Origin of the sequence: Protofrankia sp. Cr2 (assembly GCF_963555885.1) — a bacterium.
GTDB lineage: Bacteria > Actinomycetota > Actinomycetes > Frankiales > Frankiaceae > Protofrankia.
This window is the reverse complement of sequence record NZ_CAUVXG010000056.1, coordinates 1-19,622: the sequence shown is the minus strand read 5'-3', so window position 1 is coordinate 19,622 and position 19,622 is coordinate 1. Positions and strand designations below refer to the sequence as shown.

The 19,622-nt window shown below is 68.8% G+C and carries 5 protein-coding genes and 1 pseudogene; 5 read left to right on the top strand and 1 reads right to left on the bottom strand.

The window, feature by feature from the left end; all coding sequences use genetic code 11:
* The first annotated feature begins 9 nt into the window (after window positions 1-9).
* Genes U9978_RS19890 through U9978_RS19875 form a run of 4 tightly spaced genes read left to right on the top strand, consistent with a single transcriptional unit; the run spans window position 10 to window position 17,085 of the window.
* Entirely contained in the window at window positions 10-2,937 is a 2,928-nt protein-coding gene (locus tag U9978_RS19890; RefSeq protein WP_416211055.1) for a helicase-related protein, read from the top strand.
* Window positions 2,934-8,012, top strand: coding sequence for a hypothetical protein (locus U9978_RS19885; protein WP_322762650.1), 5,079 nt, complete (start codon window positions 2,934-2,936; stop codon window positions 8,010-8,012). The genes U9978_RS19890 and U9978_RS19885 overlap by 4 nt, the downstream gene beginning before the upstream one ends.
* Window positions 8,000-14,833 (top strand): DEAD/DEAH box helicase, encoded by a 6,834-nt coding sequence (locus U9978_RS19880; protein ID WP_322762649.1) that lies wholly within the window; start codon window positions 8,000-8,002, stop codon window positions 14,831-14,833. Before U9978_RS19885 ends, U9978_RS19880 begins: the two co-directional genes overlap by 13 nt.
* Window positions 14,830-17,085 carry a UvrD-helicase domain-containing protein gene (locus U9978_RS19875; protein ID WP_322762648.1) on the top strand — a complete coding sequence of 752 codons (2,256 nt, stop codon included), beginning with the start codon at window positions 14,830-14,832 and terminating at the stop codon, window positions 17,083-17,085. The genes U9978_RS19880 and U9978_RS19875 overlap by 4 nt, the downstream gene beginning before the upstream one ends.
* Before the next feature lie 220 nt (window positions 17,086-17,305).
* On the opposite strand, the gene U9978_RS19870 is transcribed toward U9978_RS19875, so the two are convergent.
* Entirely contained in the window at window positions 17,306-18,703 is a 1,398-nt protein-coding gene (locus U9978_RS19870) for an AAA family ATPase (RefSeq protein ID WP_322762647.1), read from the bottom strand.
* A gap of 313 nt (window positions 18,704-19,016) precedes the next feature.
* Between U9978_RS19870 and U9978_RS19865 the strand changes: the two are divergent.
* Window positions 19,017-19,622: pseudogene (locus U9978_RS19865) on the top strand (type IV secretion protein Rhs); the annotation flags it as partial.

Genomic DNA, 19,622 nt, shown 5'->3' with positions numbered 1-19,622 from the left:
TCGGGAACCATGGGGTCCAGGGATGGGGAAGGGCAGGCGGTGGTGACAGCCGGGCCGCGCGGGTCGTACGCGCCGGGAGCGCGGGTCCTCGTGCGCGACGAGGAGTGGCTGGTGCGCAGCGCTGTCCAGACGGCGCACGACGGCTGCATGATCAAAGTAGTGGGGGCGTCGGAGTTCGTCCAGGACTGCGAGGCGACGTTCTTCGACCGGCTCGAACCGGTCGAGGTGCTGCGCCCGGAGAACACCGTCCTGGTCGCCGATGACACGCCACGGTTCCGGCGGAGCCGGCTGTTCCTGGAGGCGCTGCTGCGCCGCACGCCGTTGCCGCGCGGTGAGCGTGGGTTGGCGTTGGCGGATGCGTTCCTGCTCGACCCGAAGATCTACCAGCAGCGCCCGGCCGAGCGTGCGTTGTCGGGCCTGCGCCCGCGGCTTCTGATCGCGGATGTGGTGGGTCTGGGCAAGACCCTGGAGATCGGGCTGATCCTGGCCGAGCTCGCGCGCCGCGGCCGGGGGGACCGCATCCTCGTGGTGACTCCCCAGCAGGTGCTCGAACAGTTCCAGCACGAGCTGTGGACGCGTTTCTCCCTGCCGCTGGTCCGGTTGGACTCGGTGGGTATCGAGCGGATCCAGCGGGAGATCCCGGCCGGGCGCAACCCGTTCACCTATTTCAAGCGGGTCATCGTCTCGGTGGACACGTTGAAGAACGTCGGCATGTACGGCCACCACCTGGAGAACATCGTCTGGGACGCGGTCGTGATCGACGAGTCGCACAACCTGATCGGTTCGGCGAGCCTGCGTAACCGGCTGGCGCGGCTGCTCGCGTCCCGGACAGACGCACTCCTGCTGGCCAGCGCCACCCCGCACAACGGCGACAAGAAGTCCTTCGGTGAGTTGATCAGGCTGCTCGACCCGGCCGCGATCGCCGATGTCGAGCACTATTCGGATGCGGACATCAACCATCTCTACGTCCGTCGGACGAAGATCGACAAAGAGGTCCGGGACGAGATCAGCGGCGACTGGGCCGACCGGGGCCCGTCCGTGCCACTGCGGTGCCCGGCGACACCCGCCGAGGAAGCGATCTTCGCCGAGTTCACGCGGGTCTGGCTGCCGCCCGGCGACGCGGGCACGGTCGGGAACGCGGGCACGGCCGGAAACGCGGACCAGCCCGGCGATGCGGGCACGCCCGATCCGGTGGCGCGTGCGCAGGTCGTGAGCATTGTGAGCAGGGAACGGCGACTGTTTCCCTACACGCTGCTCAAGGCGTTCCTGTCGTCCCATCATGCGCTGGCGCAGACCGTCGACACGCGGCTGAGCTCGCCAGGCTGCACCGACCCGGCCGAGCGGGCCGCGCTCGGACGGCTGCGTACGCTGGCGGCGGCCATGACCGACACCGACTCCGCCAAACTGTCGGCGCTGGTAGGCGAGCTGCGCGGGATCGGTGTCGGCCCAGGGAGCGATGTCCGGGTCGTGGTCTTCTCCGAGCGGATTCCGACGGTGAAGTGGCTGGCCGAGGTGGTACCGGCGGCGCTGGGTTTCACCGGGCGGGCGGCCCGGGACGCAGTGGCGATCATGCATGGCGGCCTGACCGACACCGAGCAGCAGAAGATCGTCGAGGAGTTCTCCCAAGGGGACATCCCGGTCCGGATGCTGTTCACCGGCGACGTGGCGTCCGAGGGCGTCAACCTGCACCGGGCGTGTCACCAGCTGGTGCACTACGACCTGCCGTGGAGCCTGATCCGCATCGAGCAGCGCAACGGCCGGATCGATCGTTACGGCCAGCGGCTCCAGCCGCAGTTCCGGGCGTTGATCCTCACCTCGTCGGTGGACGGAGCCAAGGACGACACCACGGTCGCCGAGAAGTTGCTGGCCCGGGAGGCTGAGGCACACCGCAGTCTCGGCAGCGCCGGGGCGGTCACCGGGGAGTATCGCGCCGATCGGGAGGAACGCCGGCTCGTCCAGGACCTGCTCGCCGGGCGGACCGTCGAGGAGTCTCTGGACGTCGGCCCCGAACGCGATGTCCTGGCCGATCTGCTCGCCGGTGTCGGCGCGACCTCGGTCGCAGCGCAACCGCAGCGGGCGGCGGTACCGACCGTGTTCGCCTCGACCGAGCAGTTCGTCCAGGAGGCGCTGCGGGAGGTCTTCGGCTCGCCGGAGGACGCGCTCGGGCTCCGCCGCGAGGACGGGTTGATCGCCTTTGACGCCCCACCCGAGCTGGAACGCCGGATGTCGGACCTGCCCCGCTCCTACCTGGCCGACCAGCGGGTGGACGGGCGGCTGCGGCTGAAGCTGACCTTCGACCGGGAGCTCGCCGGGCGCACGCTGGACGAGGCCCGCAGGAGCCGCAAGAGCAGCTGGCCTGCCATCGCCTACGTCAGTGACATCCATCCGGTCGTCGACTGGCTGATCGACAAGGTGCTTGTCAGGCTCGGCCGGCAGCAGGCGCCCGTCCTGCTCGCCGACGTCACCGGCCCGGTGTTCTGCATCCAGGGCATCTACTGCAACCGGATGGGCCAGCCGACCGTGGTCGAATGGATGGCGGTGCGTGGCCTGCCCGACACGCCGGATGTCGGGCCCCTGGCCGAGGTGCTGGCGCGGGCCGGGGTGAACGCGGCGATGACCAATCCCGCCTCGGGGGTCGATCTCGGACGGTTGCAGGGGCTCGTCCCGGCCGCCGTCGAGGCGGCCCGCAGGCATCTGGCGCAGCGGCGCGACGCCTGGGACGCCACGACTGCCGAACCGTTGCGTGTCCACCGTGCCCGCCTGGAGGACTGGCGCCAGCGCAGTCTGCTGCCCGAGACCGCCGCCGCGTCCCAGCGGGCCAGCAGAATGCGCCGGGTGGATGACACCATGCGCGAACAGAACGATCTTGTTGCGCGGCTGGAGACCACCGGCGAGCCGTTGCTGCGCCTGCTCGCGGTCCTGGAGAGTGCCGCGTGACCGTCGAGTCGCTGACCAACCGGGGCGAATACCTCTCCGCCTACTACCTGGGGGAGCTTCTCCCCGGTGTAGTGAAAAAGGAGTATCTGCCCCGCTGGACGGAGGCGGAGAAGACGACCGCCGCACGCACCCCGCGGGCCGGCATCCGGGCGTTGCGCCGGACCTATTTCGATCTCAAGGCCGAGATCGTCGAACTCATGGCCGATGACGCCGAACGCGACAAGCTCCGGGCCAAACTGCACGAGTTGCATGACGAGGTCCTGCGCGCGCTGGCCTTCTCGCCGCGACCGGCGGAGCGCAGCGTCATCCGGGCCGGGACGGAGCATGTCGTCGCGGTCGCCCACGCCGAGGGCGGGGTGTTGGCGATCGAGTGCGGCTGGGCGACGGACACCGACGCGGCGACCGAATCCGACGGTGCCGGCAGGCTGGCGAACCCGGTGGATGTCGACCCGCGGACACGCATCGAGACCGGCATGGCGCTCGCCGGCCACCTGTTCGCCCTCGACGACGATCCGCCGCGCTATGTGCTCATCCTGACCGGCGGTGTGGTGACGCTCGCAGACCGGCTGACCTGGGGCGAGGGCCGCTACCTGGCGGTCAGCCTCGATGTGGCGTTCGGGCGCAACGACACCCGGCCCGGCGGCGAACTCGACATGATCGCCGCGCTGTTCGGTGCGGACTCGCTGTGCCCGCCCGAGGAGGGCGGCGCCGAGCGCCTCGCCGAGCTGCGGGAGGGTTCCCGGCGGCAGGCGGTCGGCGTCTCCGCGGAGCTGCGGGAGGGGCTGCGGCTGTCCGTCGAGCTGATCGCCAATGAGGTGCTCGACCGCATCCGGGCGGCCGGTGCCCGTCCCGAGCAGATCATGGAACCCGATGAGCTGGGACGTGAACTCGCCCGGGAGGCGCTGCGTTACCTCTACCGGATCCTGTTCCTGCTCTACGCCGAGGCCCGCCCGGAGCTCGGCGTGCTGCCGGTGGACCATCCCGAGTACGCCGAGGGGTACAGCCTCGCCCGGCTCGGCGATCTCGTTTCCCGCACGCTGATCGGCGAGTCGGCGGGTGGTGGCTTCCACCTGTACGAGTCGCTGGACCTGCTGTTCCGGATGGTCAACGAGGGGCACCGCCCCCGTGGCGCCGAGCCCGAGCCCGAGCCTGAGGCCGCCTCGGACAGGCAGACCGACAGCGACGAGGCCGAGCGCAGCGACGGCGAGGGCATCCGCTTCGAACCGTTGCGGTCCGAGCTGTTCCTCCCTGAGGCGATCAAGTTGATCGGTCGCAGTGCTTTGACCCATCCGGGGGCCGACGACAGGGATGACGACGGGGACGACGGCGACGGCGACGGCCGGGACGACGGTGACGGGTCCGACGCGCGGACGATCGACACCCGGCTGCGCAACACCTGCCTGTACGAGGTGCTGCGGCTGCTGATGCTCACCCGCGGTAAGAAGAAGGAACGCGGCGGGTTCATCTCCTACGCCCAACTCGGCATCAACCAGCTCGGCGCGGTCTACGAGGGGTTGATGTCCTACACCGGATTCATCGCCGCGGAGGAGCTGTATGAGGTCGCCAAGGGCGGCGACCCATCCGACGGCAGCTGGATGATCCCGGCGTCGCGGGCGGACGACTACCCCGACGCGGTCTTCGCCCGCGCGCTCGACGACATGGGCCGCCGTACCGGGCTCCGCGTCCGCTACCCGGCGGGGTCGTTCGTGTACCGGCTCGCCGGCCGGGACCGCCAGACCAGCGCCTCCTACTACACCCCGCAGTCACTGACCGAGGTGACCGTCCAGCTCACGCTCAGGTACCGCCTCGACCAGGATGGCACCACGACGCCCGCCCGCGAGCTGCTGGACTGGACGATCTGCGAGCCGGCGCTGGGCTCCGGGGCCTTCCTCAACGAGGCGATCAACCAGGTTGCCGCCGAGTACCTGCGGCGGCGTCAGCGGGAGCTGGGGGCGAGTCTCGATCCGGAGCGATATGCCGTCGAGTTGCAGAAGGTCAAGGCGTACATCGCCCTGCACAACTGCTACGGCGTGGACCTCAATCGCACCGCCGTGGAACTGGCCGAGGTGTCGCTGTGGCTGAACGTGATGCACGCCGGTCTGCAGGCACCCTGGTTCGGCCTGCACCTGCGGCGCGGTAACTCGCTCATCGGTGCCGGCCGCCGCTACTACGAGCCGGCGACACTCGCCGACAAGGGGTGGCTGACCACCGCTCCCACCGACCATCCGTTCCGTGACGGCGACCTGCCGGACGGGGTCATCCACCACTTTCTGCTGCCCGCCGAGGGCTGGGGTGCGGTCGCGGGGGAGAAGGAAGCCCGCCAGCTCGCGCCCGAGGAGGCCAAACAGCTGGCCGCCTGGCGACGGGCGATGCTGCGCGTGCCTGCGGACAAGGGGAAGAACAGCCAGGTCAAGCGGTTGCAGGGGATCGCGGGCCGGGTCGAGTTCCTGTGGGGGCTGGTGCGCCAGCGCCTGGAGATCTCCGAACGGGAGATCCGCCGGCACATCGACGTCTGGGGCGCCGACGACCTGCCACCCGTCACCGGGGCGGTGCCGCGGGAGAAGATCCTCGCCGACCTGGAGGCGCCGGGCACGCCGTACTGGCGGCTGAAGATGCTGATGGACGCCTGGTGCGCGCTGTGGTTCTGGCCGCTGGATTCGGTCGGCCTGCTCGACGGCTCGGCCGCACAGTACGAGCGGGATGTCGTCATCGTCCGGCACACCGAACAGGCGCAGCCCGCGGGGGACGCCGTGGTTGCGCCCAGTTGGGCGAAGGAGTCCCTGTTCGACTTCGACCTGGATGGCTCGGCGGAGCCGTCCGAATCATCCGAGTCGTCGCTGCCCGGGACGTCGAAGAGCTCGTCCACGGCGGGGAAGACAGCCGGGAAGGTGAAGGCGTCGGCGGTCGAACGGCTCCGGCGGCTGGTGCCGCTGCGCGGCCTGGACGACTGGCTGACCTTCGCCGAGGCGCTGGTCGGCGCCAAGGACATCGCCGCGGACTCGCTCGGCGCCCATTTCACCTCGCTCGCAGCCCTGGAGGAGTACGAGAACGGCCTTGAGGGCTGGATGGGGATGGACGGCGAGAACCGGCTGCCCGAACGCTTCCCCTGGCTCGGTGTGGTGCGGGAGATCGCCGACCGGCAGGGCTTCTTCCACTGGGAACTGCACTTCGCCCAGGCATTCGCGGGCGGCGGCTTCGACCTCCAGGTCGGCAACCCCCCCTGGGTCCAGCCGGATTGGAATGAATCCACGGTCCTGGCTGAATTTGACCCGTGGTTCAAACTAGCTGATCGTCTATCGGCTGACGAGTCGACCCGGCGAAAAGATGCCATTTTGAAAGCGGACGTAGACCGTCATTTCTTCCTAAGTCAGTTCGCGTATAGCGTTGGCTTGGCTACGATGCTCGCATCGCCATCGGTTTATCCGCTTATTGCCGGGACGCGCCCCGATCTTTATCGGGCGTTTATGTGTACAGTGTGGTCAAGTTTGTGTAATCGCGGAATCGCCGGCTTGATCCATCCGGATACGCATTTCGGTGGGGTGAAAGAAGGCCCGCTCCGGGCGGCATCGTACGAACATCTTCGTTTTCACGCGCACTTCTCGAATCGGCTACAACTCTTTGCCGAAATTGAAGGGACTCGGCAATTTGGCATCCACATCTACGGTACGTCGAGAATAATTAAATTTGTACACTTAAGCTGGCTCTTCGAACCGAGGGCTCTTGTCGGTTCTCTTACTCATAATGGTTCTGGCGAGAAGCCTGGAATCAAATATAGTGGTGAGTGGGAGCTGAGGCCACACAGGGCCAGAATGATTGAAGTGAACGAAACCCTGTTGGCTCAGTGGAACAGGCTTTCGGGAGGTTCTGCTACGCCTCTTCGCGAGACGGCCTTGCTCCATCTCGTGACTACCGATGAGCAAGGTGCTATTAGTGCACTTGCTGATACCGAGCTACGCGTGGGGCGTCTTAATCCATGGATGAGTCAGGGATTTAACGAAACAGTCGCCAAGAAAGATGGGTTGATTGTTTGGAATACGAGCGTTCCGTCTAAGCTATCTGAATTGATAATTCAGGGTCCTCATTTTGGCGTGTCTACTATTTTCAGTAAGCAACCAAATCAACCTTGCAAGACAAATCGTGACTGGTCAGGTTGGGACTTGGTAAGTCTGACCAAGGAGCCGATCCCGCGTACCAACTATACGCGTGGCTGCGATATGAGACGTTACCGTGATGCGCAAGATCTCTGGAATGGTCGCTCGTATACGGAGTATTTTCGCGTAGCGTGGCGGAAATTGATTCCGTTTGATACCGAGCGCAGCCTTTTTGCCGCTATTATTCCCCCAGGTCCCACTCATGTGCATGCCGTTTATACCCTGGCTTTTCCTGATTGCATCAGGACTGTCCTTACTGCGGGTTTTTGGGCTGCTCTACCGCTGGACTATTTTTTGCGTGTCACGGGACGTGCTGATCTGACGCCCGCCGGTGTTCAGAAGATGCCCTCACCTGATCCGGCTCACCCTCTTGTCCCCGCGCTGCTCTTGCGTACTCTTCGGATGAACAGCCTCAGTGTGGCCTACGCGGATCTGTGGAGTGATATTTTCGATTCCTCCTGGAGTGAGTCTGAAATCTGGGCCGTCGGTTGGCCAGGGCTATCGCCGCTCGGCGACGTTGGTCCAGAATGGAACTGGACGACACCGCTCCGTGCTGAACGGGAACGTCGTTGCGCCCTTGTGGAGATCGATGCTCTCGTGGCGGTTTGGCTTAATATCACTGCCGACCAGCTCGTCGCCATCTATCGGTCGCGGTATCCGGTTTTGTCCGATTATGAAGCTCGGATGTGGTTCGATGCGAACGGCCGTAAGATTGCCGGTAATCACAATACCTACGGTCATGGGCAGACGAAGGAGCATTACGTCCAGCTGATGGCGCATCTGGAGGATCCGGAGCGGGTCGCGCCGCCGGAGGGGTATTCGCCGCCGTTCTACAAGGCGGACCGGGAAGGCGAGATGCGCCAGGCCCATGCGGTGTTCAGCGCCCGGTTGCAGGCGGCGAAGGACGCGGGGTGGACGCCGTGAGGCCGACGCTTGCCGCCGAGGGTCTGCGCGCGAACCTCACCCAGTATTTGACCACCACGTTCGCGCTCGCCGACGCGGGCGAACGTGCGGCGCTCGCGACGTTCCTCAACCATCCCGAGCATGGCATCTTTCGCGGCCCGTACCTGCGGATCCGCACCCCGTTCCGGCCGGCGGCCGACGGTTGGCGCCGCCATCTGGAGTGGGCGCCGGCGAACTTCACCCCGTACGAGCATCAGGCCAACGCGTTCGAGCGGCTGAGTACCCTGCACGGCCCGGCCCGTCCGACGATGGTGACGACCGGTACCGGTTCGGGCAAGACCGAGTCGTTTCTGATCCCCGTCCTCGATCATTGTCAGCGGGCACGGCGGGCGGGCCGTATCGGGGTCAAGGCGCTGCTGCTCTACCCGATGAACGCCCTGGCCACCGATCAGACGTTGCGCATCAACGGTTATCTGGAGCAGGCCGGGCTCGCCGATGTGACCGCCGGCCTCTACATCGGTGACGTTCCCGAGGTCAGCTACACCCGGGTGATGACGAAGCGGTCGGAGATGCGCCGCACCCCGCCGGACATCCTCGTCACCAACTACAAGATGCTCGATCTGCTGCTGCAACGCGCCGACGACCTGACGCTGTGGGACGGCGTCGACCTCGCCTACGTCGTCCTGGACGAGTTCCACACCTACGACGGCGCCCAGGGCACCGACGTCGCGATGTTGCTGCGGCGCCTGGCCGCGGCGACCGGCAAGGCCGAGCCCGGCCGTCCGCTCGGCACGATCTGCCCGGTGGCCACATCCGCGACGTTGGGTGAAGGTAGCGGCGCCGACGGGGGAGCGGGCATCCGTGAGGTCGCCGGCCAGGTCTTCGGGGTGCCCTTCGAGGCGGAGGCGCTGGTCGGGGAGGCCCGCCGGAGTACCAGCGAGATCATCGGAGATCTCGACTACGGTCTGCCCGTGCCCGACCCGGCGGAACTCGCGGCCATCGCCGACCCGGGCCGGGACCCGTCCGCGATGGGCCGGATCGCCCTGGCCGTACTCGGCGACGACAACGTCGACCCCTGCCATCTCGGGGAGAAGCTGCGCGGACACATCCTGACCGCGGCCGTGCTGGAGATCCTCGGTGACCAGCCGAAGACCGCCGGCGAGATCCTCGAACTGCTGCCGCGGCGCGGCGCCTACAACTGGGGTCAGGCGCTGGCAACCGGGTCGGACCTGGCCGCGGCGGCGCTCGCCCGGTTCGTCGCGCTGCTGTCGACGGCCCGGGTCTCCGACAAGCCCGATGACGCCGATGACGCCGATGACGCCGATGACCCCGCTGACCCCGCTGAGGCCGACTTTCCGCTGCGGCCGCTGGTCAGCGTGGAGACGCACCTGTGGGTACGGGCGGTGTCACGGTTGCTGCGCGGCGTCGGGACTGCACCCACGTTCGGCTGGGACGGCGAACCGCTGCGCGACCCCGACCCGGAAGCCTCCGACGCGGACGCGGTGGTCACCGACCGGCGCCAGGCGCGGCTCCCGGCGATCCACTGTCGGCACTGCGGCCGGTCGGGATGGGCGGCCATCTCACCCGAACGCGATCCCGCCGAGCTCGTCACCGACCCGGACAAGATCTACCGTGCCGGTGTCGGCGCGGACAAGCGCCAGGTCCGGGCATTGATCGCCGCCACCGCGAGCGAGATCGCGGGCACCGGTCGGGGTCTGCTGGTCCTGGAGTCGGCGGGCAGCCGGGTCCGGCCGTTCGACCCGGCGCGGGACGCGCCCGCGCCCGGCGCCGGGTCGAACAGTGCCGGGTCGAACGGCGCACCCGCGTCCGACGATCGCGGCACGACCCGCATCCCCGACGGCGTCGCCGTCCTCGGTGATCTTACCGATGTCGCCGGCGCAGAGGCCGACCGCTGCCCGGCCTGCGGCCTGGACCAGGGCATCCGCTATCTGGGTGCCGGGCTCGCCACGCTCGCGTCGGTCGCGGTCACCCAGCTGTTCACCGGTGGTGAGCTCACTGGCCGCGAGAACAGGACGTTGCTGTTCAACGACTCGGTGCAGGACGCCGCGCACCGCGCCGGGTTCATCGCCAACCGGTCGTACACGTTCTCGTTGCGCTCGCTGCTCGTCGGGCAGCTGCGGCCCGGCGAACCGGTGGCGCTCAACGACCTGCTCGCCGATCTGATCGCCGCCGCCACCGGCCCGGCGGCCGACCCCGGGACGCTGGCCGCGATCGTCCCGCCGGACCTGCACGACCAGCCTGGGATCGACGGCCTGCTCGCCGGTGAGCACGCCGGCGGCGCGGAGGTCTGGCAGCTGATCGGTGACCGGCTCGCCTTCGCGGCGATCATGGAGTTCGGGTTGCGGTCCCGGGCGGGCCGCACCCTGGAGCTGACCCGCACCGCCGCCGCCGAGGTCATCCTCGACGAACCGGAGAAGATCGCCGCGCTGTGCCGGGACGTGTTCCTGCACGGGCCGGTGACCACCGGCGCTCCCGCGGACGAGGCGACCTACCTGGCGTTCGTCCGTGGACTGCTCGAACGTTTGCGGATGCGCGGCGCGGTCCGGCACCGCTGGCTCGACGGCTACCTCGGCCAGGCCGGGGCACGCTGGAAGGTGTGGGGTGGGCGACCCAACGGCATGCCCGCGTTCCCCCGCGGGATGTCCGCGCCGGCGTTCCTGCTGTCCGCGCCGAAGCGCCGCAGCGAATTCGACGTCATCACCGCCCGCGGTGGCTGGTACCAGGACTGGGCGGTCCGCTGCCTGGAACTGTCCCGCGAGCACGCCACCGACTATCTGGCCAGGCTCCTGCCCGTCCTCGCCGACGCCGGAGCGCTGGCCCGCCGGGTCGCCGACGACGCCACCACCGTCGTCTACGGGCTGCAACCCGGCCACATCCGGGTGACCCGGCTCGGGGACGACGAGGTGGCCGCCGCCGAAGTCCGCTGTGACTCCTGCGCCTGGACGCAGACTGTGGCCCCGGCGCGGGTGGCCGACTGGGTCGGGCAGCGCTGCGGGCGCTACCGCTGCCCCGGCCGGCTCACCGCGGGCGCTCCCGGCAGCGTTCCCGGCGGCTCGGATGACGACGTTCCCACCGACTACTACCGGCGGCTGTACACCGAGGGCGGGATCTTCCGGGTCGTCACCGGCGAGCACACCGGCATGCTGACCCGTCCCCAGCGGGAGAAGGTCGAAAAGCAGTTCCGGGACGGCAGCCGCTACACCGACCCGAACGTGCTGTCGTGCACCCCCACCCTGGAACTGGGCATCGACATCGGTGACCTGTCCGCGGTGGTGCTGGCGTCGCTGCCCACCGGGCCCGCCAACTACGTGCAGCGGGCCGGCCGCGCGGGACGACGCAGCGGCAACGCGTTCGTGCTGACGTTGCTGGGCCGCCGCGAACGCGACCGCTACTACCTCACCGACCCGCGGGAGATGATCGCGGGGGAGATCGTCCCGCCGGGCTGTTACCTGTCGGCCGTGGAGATCCTGCGCCGCCAGTACGTGGCGCACCTGGTGGATCTGACCGCCCGGGGCCGGCTCCCCGGCATCCTGGCGCTGCCGCGGTGGGCCTCGGCGCTGTTCGGCCCGTCCGGCTGGCTCGCCTCGTTCACCGAGGCGGCCCTCGCCGTCGGTGACACGGTTGTGGCGGAGTTCCTCGGCCTGTTCGGCGACACTGCTTCCGGCAACGCTGCCGCCGGCGGGGCGGCTACTGCCGGGGTCAGCGCAGCCGCCGCGGCCGAACTGCGTGACTACGCAACCGGCGGGCTCGGCCACGCCGTCCGGGCGGTGGAGGCCGAGTGGGACGGGCGCCTGGCCGACCTGCGCTACCGGCTCGACGCGATCGAGCAGGCCGCCGCATTGCTGATCACATCCGACCCCGACCAGGACCGTGAGCACCGGGCGCTGCGGGCGGAACGCAGGGCGGTCGCCCGGCGGATCGCGGAGATCGGCAAAGCCTCGGCCCACGGCACCCTCGTCGAGTCCGGGCTGCTGCCTAACTACGCGCTGATCGACAGCCGCACCGCGTTGGAAGCCACGCTCGCCTGGGAGGACCGCAGCGGCGACGGCAACCGGGTCTTCCACAGCGAACTGCGGGAATACAGCCGTCCAGCCCGTCCCGCGCTGGTGGAACTCGCCCCCGGCAACAGCTACTACGTGCTGGGTTACCGGCATGTCGTCTCCGGGCTTGACATCGGCTCGCCCAAGCGGCCCGCCTACCAACAGTGGCGGGTCTGCCCGGCCTGCGGTTACGTCCGCACCACGCTGGCCGCCGAGGACACCACTCGCTGCCCCCGCTGCGCCGCCGCGGCGATCGCCGACGCGGGCAACCTGTTCACCGTCCTGCGGCCCACCACGGTCACCTCGCATGACCGGCGGGAGGACGCGAGAATCCGTGACGACTCCGACGAACGCGACATCAAGCTCTACACCACGGAGATCGCCGTCGACATCGACCCGGCCGGTGTCAGCCGGTCCTGGCGGCACAGCCATCTCACCTTCGGCGTCGACTACACCCGCCATGCCGTCATCCGCGAGTTCAACCTGGGCGCGGCCCGGTACGACCGGCCCGCCGGCGACACCTTCGCCGGTGTCGAGACGCGGCTCAACCCCTTCTACACGTGCACGTCGTGCGGCGGCACCACCAGCGCCGGGCCGCCGCCGACGACAGGCCCGGCGCTGACCACCGCCACCTCGTCCGTCGACGGCTCGACCGGCCGCGGTGACCGGGCAGCTGACCATCACCGCCTGTGGTGCCGCTACCGGCGGGACCCGTTCGCCGCGGAACACGTCGCCCTGGTCCTCGCCCACGAGCTGCGCACCGAGGCACTGCGCATCCTGGTGCCGGCGGTCACCGCCGCCGTGGCGGAGCGGATCACATCCTTTGCCGCGGCCCTGCGTCTGGGCATCGCCGCCCGCTACGGTGGTGATCCCGATCATCTGCGGGTCGCGGCGGCGGTCATGCCCGACCGTGACACCGGGCAAACCCGGCGGTTTCTCGTCGTCCACGACATCCAGCCCGGTGGTACCGGCTACCTGCACCGGATCAGTGACCCGGACAGCTTCCGTGACGTGCTGCAGGCCGCGCAGGCTGTGATCGAAGGCTGCCGCTGTGTCGGTGCGGGCAAACCGGCCTGCCACCGGTGCCTGCTGCGCTACGCCCGGGACAGGGAGTTCCCGCTGATGATCCGGGCTGAGGCGCTCGCCATGCTGCGGGGGCTCCTCGACCCGTGGACGGTCGCAGCATCGGTGCGGACCGACGAGATCTCCCTGTTCGACCAGGTCGAAAGCGAACTGGAACTGCGGTTCCTGCAGGCCCTGCTCGACTGGGCCGAACGCCCTGACAGTGCCCCGCAGCCCAGGGCCAGCATCACCCGGGGAGCCGACCAGAACGGCGCCCGCATTGCCGATCTGCGGATGGAAGGGCCCGACGGCCAGGTCGTCCACTGGCGGATGAAGCTGCAGAACGCCATCCGCGGCACCCGCCCCGACGTCCACTTCGTCCGCATGGACGCGGCCCCCGTCGAGGTTGCCGTGTACCTCGACGGTTATCGCTACCATGCCTCCGCCGAGCACAACCGGCTCGCCGACGACGCCGACAAGCGGACCCGGCTGCGCGCCCACGGTGTGCACGTCTTCCAGCTCACCTGGGATGACGTGGAGGACTGGCGCGGCGGCACCGGCGGCACAGGCACTGCCGGCGGCGACCGGCCGCGGGTGTGGCCGCCCTACCACGGCCTCGGGCAGCAGGCCGCCCGCGCGTACTACCAGCAGCGCACCGGACGTGACGGCGGGGAGCTCGGCGAGCTGGTCTGGGTGAACCCGATCGACATGCTGCTGGCGTTCCTGCGGGACCCGGAGCCGCGGGTGTGGCGGGCCCGCGCCGAAGGTGCGCTCGCCGGCCTGCTGAACCAACCGGGAGCGGTGGCGACATCCGCGGACTCCCGGCACATCGCCGACCTGATCGCGCCGGCACTGCGCGGCGACGATCTTCCGCCGCGCGGCATCGACCCGGTCATCCTCCTGCGGGTCGCCGACACCAACCGATGCCCGATCGTGCTGCTCATCGACGAGCGGGCCGGGGCCGCCAACCGGGTGTGGTCGGCCCTCGCGGTGGTCGACGACCGGCCGCAGACCATCACCGCCGACACCGCCGCGGACACCGACGATCACAGGATTCGCTGGGCCGCCTGGCTGTACTGGACCAACCTGGTGCAGTTCCTCGACTCCGGCGGCGGGGACGGCGTCCAGCTCGCCCTCTGCGCTCTGGACACCTTCGACCCCGGGCTGCTCGCGGTCGCCGAAGGTAGCGGACTGCGGCCCGCGGCGCGGGCCCTCCCGCTCGACGACGAGACGTCCTCGTGGCTCGGCCGGGCAGCGTCCCAACCGGCCAGACCGGTGGAGACCGGCGCCGAACCGGCCGACCATCGCTGGCGGGAGGTCCTGGACCTGCTCGACCCGGACGAACCCGGCCTGGAGTCGCTTGTCCGCGGCGTGCTGGCTCTCGATGTGCCGGCTCTCGATGTGCCGGCTCATGGTGTGCCGGCTCATGGTGTGCCGCCGCCTGATGTCGGCTACGAGCTCGGTGAGCAGGCATGGCAGGCCGAAGTCGCGTGGCCCGCGGCCCGGGTCGCGGTGCTCCTGCGCGGCGCGGGTTCCGGTCCGGGTTCCGGCGCGGTGGGCGCTGACCTCGATGGTGTGGTCGACTCCGAGACCGCTGACCGGGACGCCGCCTACGCCGCGGCCGGCTGGGATGCCCGGACGGCCATCGAGTGGACCAGCTCCGAACTCGCCGAGAAGATCATAATGGCGGACGGATCACGAGAGGACGCGGACCGGTGAGTGGCCAGGGTGGAGTGACGCTGCGGATCCTGGAACGGGCGGACAAGGAGATCCTGGCGCTGTCACGCACCGAAAAGGGCGCGGTCTATGAGTTCCAGGACAAGTTCCGGCGTAATCCGCAGAGCCCGGGACTGCACTTCAAGCAGCTCAAGGGAGACTCGCGGCTGTGGTCGGCCCGGGTCGGCAACGATTTCCGGGCGTTGCTGCTGCACGTCGGTGCGCAGGATTACCTGCTTCTCTCGGTGCGCAACCGTAAGGACGTCTACGACAACCTCGACCGGTACCGCTACCAGATCAACCGGGTCACCGGCGGTATCGAGGTCGTCGACCTGTCCCCGGTCGGTGACAGCATCGTCGGGCGCCTCCTGCCGCCAGGGCCGGTCGGCAACGCCGGGCAGGCGACGGAGCAGGCGACGGAGCAGGCGACGGAAAAGCATGGGCCGCGCCCGCTCTTCGCCGACATCGGCGACCAGGTCCTGCTCGACCTCGGCGTGTCCGAACCGCTGATTCCGCTCATCCGACGGATCGTCACCGAGGACGAACTGCTCGCCCTCGCCGACATCGCGCCCCAGCTCACCGCCGACGTCCTGCTGGCCTTACACGACGGCAAGACCTTCGAGCAGGTGCTGGAGGAGGTGACCGACCCCGTCCGCGCCGGCGAACCGGTCAACCCCGACGACTTCGCTGCCGCGGTCGAACGCCCGGCAACCCAGGTCACCAGCGACGACGAGGCGCTGCGGGCGATCCTCGCCGAGTCGTTCGCCCGGTGGCAGGTCTTCCTGCATCCCACCCAGCGCAAGCTGGTCGAACGTCGGTACAACGGGCCGGCCAGGGTCGGCGGCGGCCCGGGAACCGGCAAGACCATCGTCGCGTTGCACCGCGCCCGCCACCTGGCCGAACGCCTGCCACCGGGGGACGACAAGCCGATCCTGTTGACGACCTTCAACCGCAACCTCGCCGCGGACCTGCGCACCCGGCTGCTGGCGCTGGCCGGGCCGGAACTGGTCGCCCGGGTGGACATCATCAACATCGACAAGCTTGCCAGCAGGATCGTCGCAGAGGCCGGCCTCGACAGCCGTCGCCGGATAGTCGATGACACGGTCGCCGTGGACCAGTGGCGGACCATGCTGTTCGAACTGGGTGAGACACGGTGGGAGCCGGAGTTTCTGGCCGCCGAATGGTCACAGGTCATCCTCGGGCAGGTACTGAGCTCGCGGACCGACTACTTCAAGGCACGCCGACCGGGCCGCGGCCGTGCGCTCACCCGCCAGGACCGCGACGCCGTCTGGCGGCTCGCCGAACGGTTCGAAAAGCGCCTTGAGGACAACGGCGTGTGGACCTGGCGTCAGCTCGCCGGCCGCGCTGCACGCCTGGAGTTGGACCGCGAGGCGCAGATCCAGCGGGCTCTTGGCCAACGGGAGGTCAGCGGGGAGAGCAGCTCCGGTTCTACCCCGCGTTACCGCTACCGGCACATCGTCGTCGACGAGGCGCAGGACCTCAGCGCCGCGCACTGGAAGATGCTGCGCGCCATGGTCCCCGCCATGGCGGACGACATGTTCCTCGTCGGCGACACCCACCAGCGCATCTACGACAACTACGTCACCCTGGGCAGCCTCGGGGTCAACATCCGCGGACGGTCGGCCAAGCTCACCCTCAGTTATCGCACTACGCGGCAGATCCTGGCCACGGCGTTGGAACTGCTCAGCGGGGAGACGTATGACGACCTGGACGGTGGCGCGGAGAACCTCGCCGGATACCGCTCGCTGCTGCACGGTGGCCGCCCGACGCTGCACGGTGTGGGCAGCTGGGCCGAGGAACAGCAGCTGATCAGCCGGCAGGTGCGGGCGTGGGGGGCCGCGGTCGACGGCTCGATGGCCGACGGCTCGATCGCGGTGTGCCTACCGACCAGGCAGCTGGCCGGCGAGGTCATCCAACGGCTTGCCGAGGATGGCGTCACCGCCGTCGAGATCGGCCCCGACGGGCCGAAGCAGCATGACGGTGTGCACGTGGGCACGATGCACCGCTTCAAGGGGCTTGAGTACCGGCGGGTGATCATCGGCGGGGTGAGTGCGGGGCTGGTACCGCACAGCGGCATCGAGCGCCACCAGGACACCGACCCCAAACGTTATCTGCGGGAACGCATGCGCGACCGGTCCCTGCTCTTCGTGGCCGCGACCCGGGCCCGCGACGAGCTCGCCATCTTCTGGCACGGCACCCCGAGCCCCTTCCTGCCCGCCGCCACGCACCCCTGATCGGCCGAGTGCGGCTATCCTCGGCCGTCCCCGGAGCTGTCCCCCCGGCCGTCCCCGGAGATGGTGATCGGCGTTTGTTTGTTGTTAGGTACGGTTTTTGGCCGGATAGGCGTACCTGACGACAAACTCGCGCCGATCTTGTCGGCGGGCGGTACGCACCCTCAGCGATAGAGCCAGTTCAGGCGTCGATCAGGTAGCAGAGGATTCCTGCGGGTACCGCCTATGGCCCGCTCTCCTCTCGGGTGTCCAGGACATTACGGGTGACCAGTAGTCCGTCGTACCCGGACGCGCTGATGGTGGTGGTCGCACCTCGCCAGGTGCCCCCCTCGACGTATGTGCTTTCCACCGCTGTGTCAGCCAGTTGCTCGGCGACAAAGTCGATCTCATGGCGGGACGAGGTACGCAGGTGGAACAGAAACAGGTCCTCGGCCCATCCTGCCCCGTGGGCATGGGCACAGCGCTGCAGAGCCAGGCCGGTCTGCATCTCGGCGAGCACGGTGATGTCGATGTCGGATCGGGCGGGGTTGCGCAGGTGAGCCAGCCGTGCGACCAGTGGATCGATCGCGTACAGCTTGTCCTGAGCGCGTTCCCGGGCCGTCCAGGCACGTTCGGCCTTCTGCGGGCAGTGCCAGAGCAGGTAGGCGTCGCCGAGATAGCGGACGTGGCGAGCTACCACATCGTGTTTGAGATCCAGGTCGGCACCGATCCTGCTCATGTTGGCGGGGGCTGCCATCGACCGCATGAGTCGTTCCACCAGTGCGGCGGTGCTGGTCTGGCTGAGTTGGGACGCCGAGAAAGCGTCCCGGAACACGACGTTGAAGACGTCGTCGACGAACCACGCGGGCACCGGTTCACCAGCATGAGCCGCTGCCACGGCGATCGGGAATCCGCCGTACATCAGGTAGGTCTCCCAGGCGATCACCAGATCGTCCAGCCAGGGCAGCAGCTCAGCGTATGTTCTGCGGGCCATCTCTCCACGCAGGTGGGCGAGGTCGATAGCGGGGATGTCCGGCAGGCGCGGGCGTAGCAGTCGCGCGAAGGTCCGGAGCCCCAGTGGAAGCAGGGTGCGGTCGCCATGGTTGATCCGCCCGCGCCGGCCGGCGAGTACGCCCGAGGCTGCGGTCAGTCCTGCCGCGTTCGACCCGGTCAGCACCACGGTGGCCAGTGCGAATTCGGGATCATTGTCTCGCAACCACTTGATCTGTGCTGCCCAGTCACCGGTCGTCCCGGTGATCTCGTCGAACAGCCACCACCGCGCCGTTCCCGGCGGCACCGGCGGTAGCGCGGTGTTCTGGACGACCGTCCGCAGGTCGTCGGCCGACCACACGTCCGCCGCGATCCGCACGATCGCCTGCGGCGGTGTCCCACGCCTGATCAGATCGACGATGGTCTGCTTCACGGCCACCGTCTTGCCGACCCGGCGAGGTCCCCGCAGCAGGTAGAGACCCCCTTCGACCAGGCCGTCCAGACATGGCGACCGGTACCCGAGACCGGTGTTGCGTACCGCGCGCAGGTCCGGATCGGTTGCTGCCCACTCGACGGTCCGCCACCACGGATTCGTGCGGGCTAGTTCCTGGGCGACCTGTCCGACCTTCGTGCCCATGCTGCCAGTCGACATTCCTCCGCGTCGCACCCTGAGGAATGTGCATTTCTTCAGGGTGTCACGCGGAGGAATGTCACGATCGTTTTGATTGTCGTGTTGAGATCTTACCGACAGCGGCCCTCCTTGGCTGCGCTCTGTAGCCGCCGACAGGATCGGTTGGGTTGGGGAACGGGACACGTCCGACGCCTGAAAGAATCTTGATTTCCTGGAAAAATGATGCGGGTTATGTCACAGTGCATTCCTGTATGTACAGGGCTGTGATCGTGCGGCTGTGGGTCGCGTTCGGTGGTTGCTCTCGATGGTCGGTGCCGATGCGGGGAGGACTGCGGTGAGCGACTGGGGTGTGCTGGAGTTGGAGGGTGATCCGACTCCGGGTGATCCGGATGCGGTGCGGGGCATGGCCGTCCGGTTGCGTGGCCAGGCTGAGCTTGCCGAGAGCGGTACCGCGCGGTTGCGGGCGATCGCGGGCAGTGGTGGTGACCTGGCGATGGTCGGTGACTACGCGCCGGCTTACACCGAGGCGTTGGTGGAGTTACCCGACGGGTTGGGCCGGTTGGCTCGTGCCTACCGGGGGTGTGGGGATGCGCTGTTCGGTTTTGCGAACGGTCTGACTGAGGCGAAGATCCGGGCGGGGGGTGCGCTCCGCCAGGGCTTGGACGCCGACGATCGTTATCGGGCGGCGTTGGGGGAGGTCCGGGCGTTGCTGCCCCCGGATCGGGAGCTTTTGTTGTGGCCGCGGGCGGAGCTGTCCGACGGTTCGATTGGTGCGGCAACGGCGCTGTGGGATGCGCAGGTGCTGGCCGGGCAGGTGCGGGCGGCGGCGGGTCGGGGGCAGGTGGCGAGCGCGGATCGGGCCCGGGCCCGGCGGTTGGCGTTGGAGGCGGCGGAGCTGCGGGGGCAGGCGGCGCGGCGCTGTGCGGATGGGATTGAGGCT

Excerpts from the sequence above, each read along its gene's own strand:
- U9978_RS19890 (WP_416211055.1), top strand. The coding sequence starts at position 10 with ATGGGGTCCAGGGATGGGGAAGGGCAGGCGGTGGTGACAGCCGGGCCG.
- U9978_RS19870 (WP_322762647.1), bottom strand. The coding sequence starts at position 18,703 with ATGTCGACTGGCAGCATGGGCACGAAGGTCGGACAGGTCGCCCAGGAA.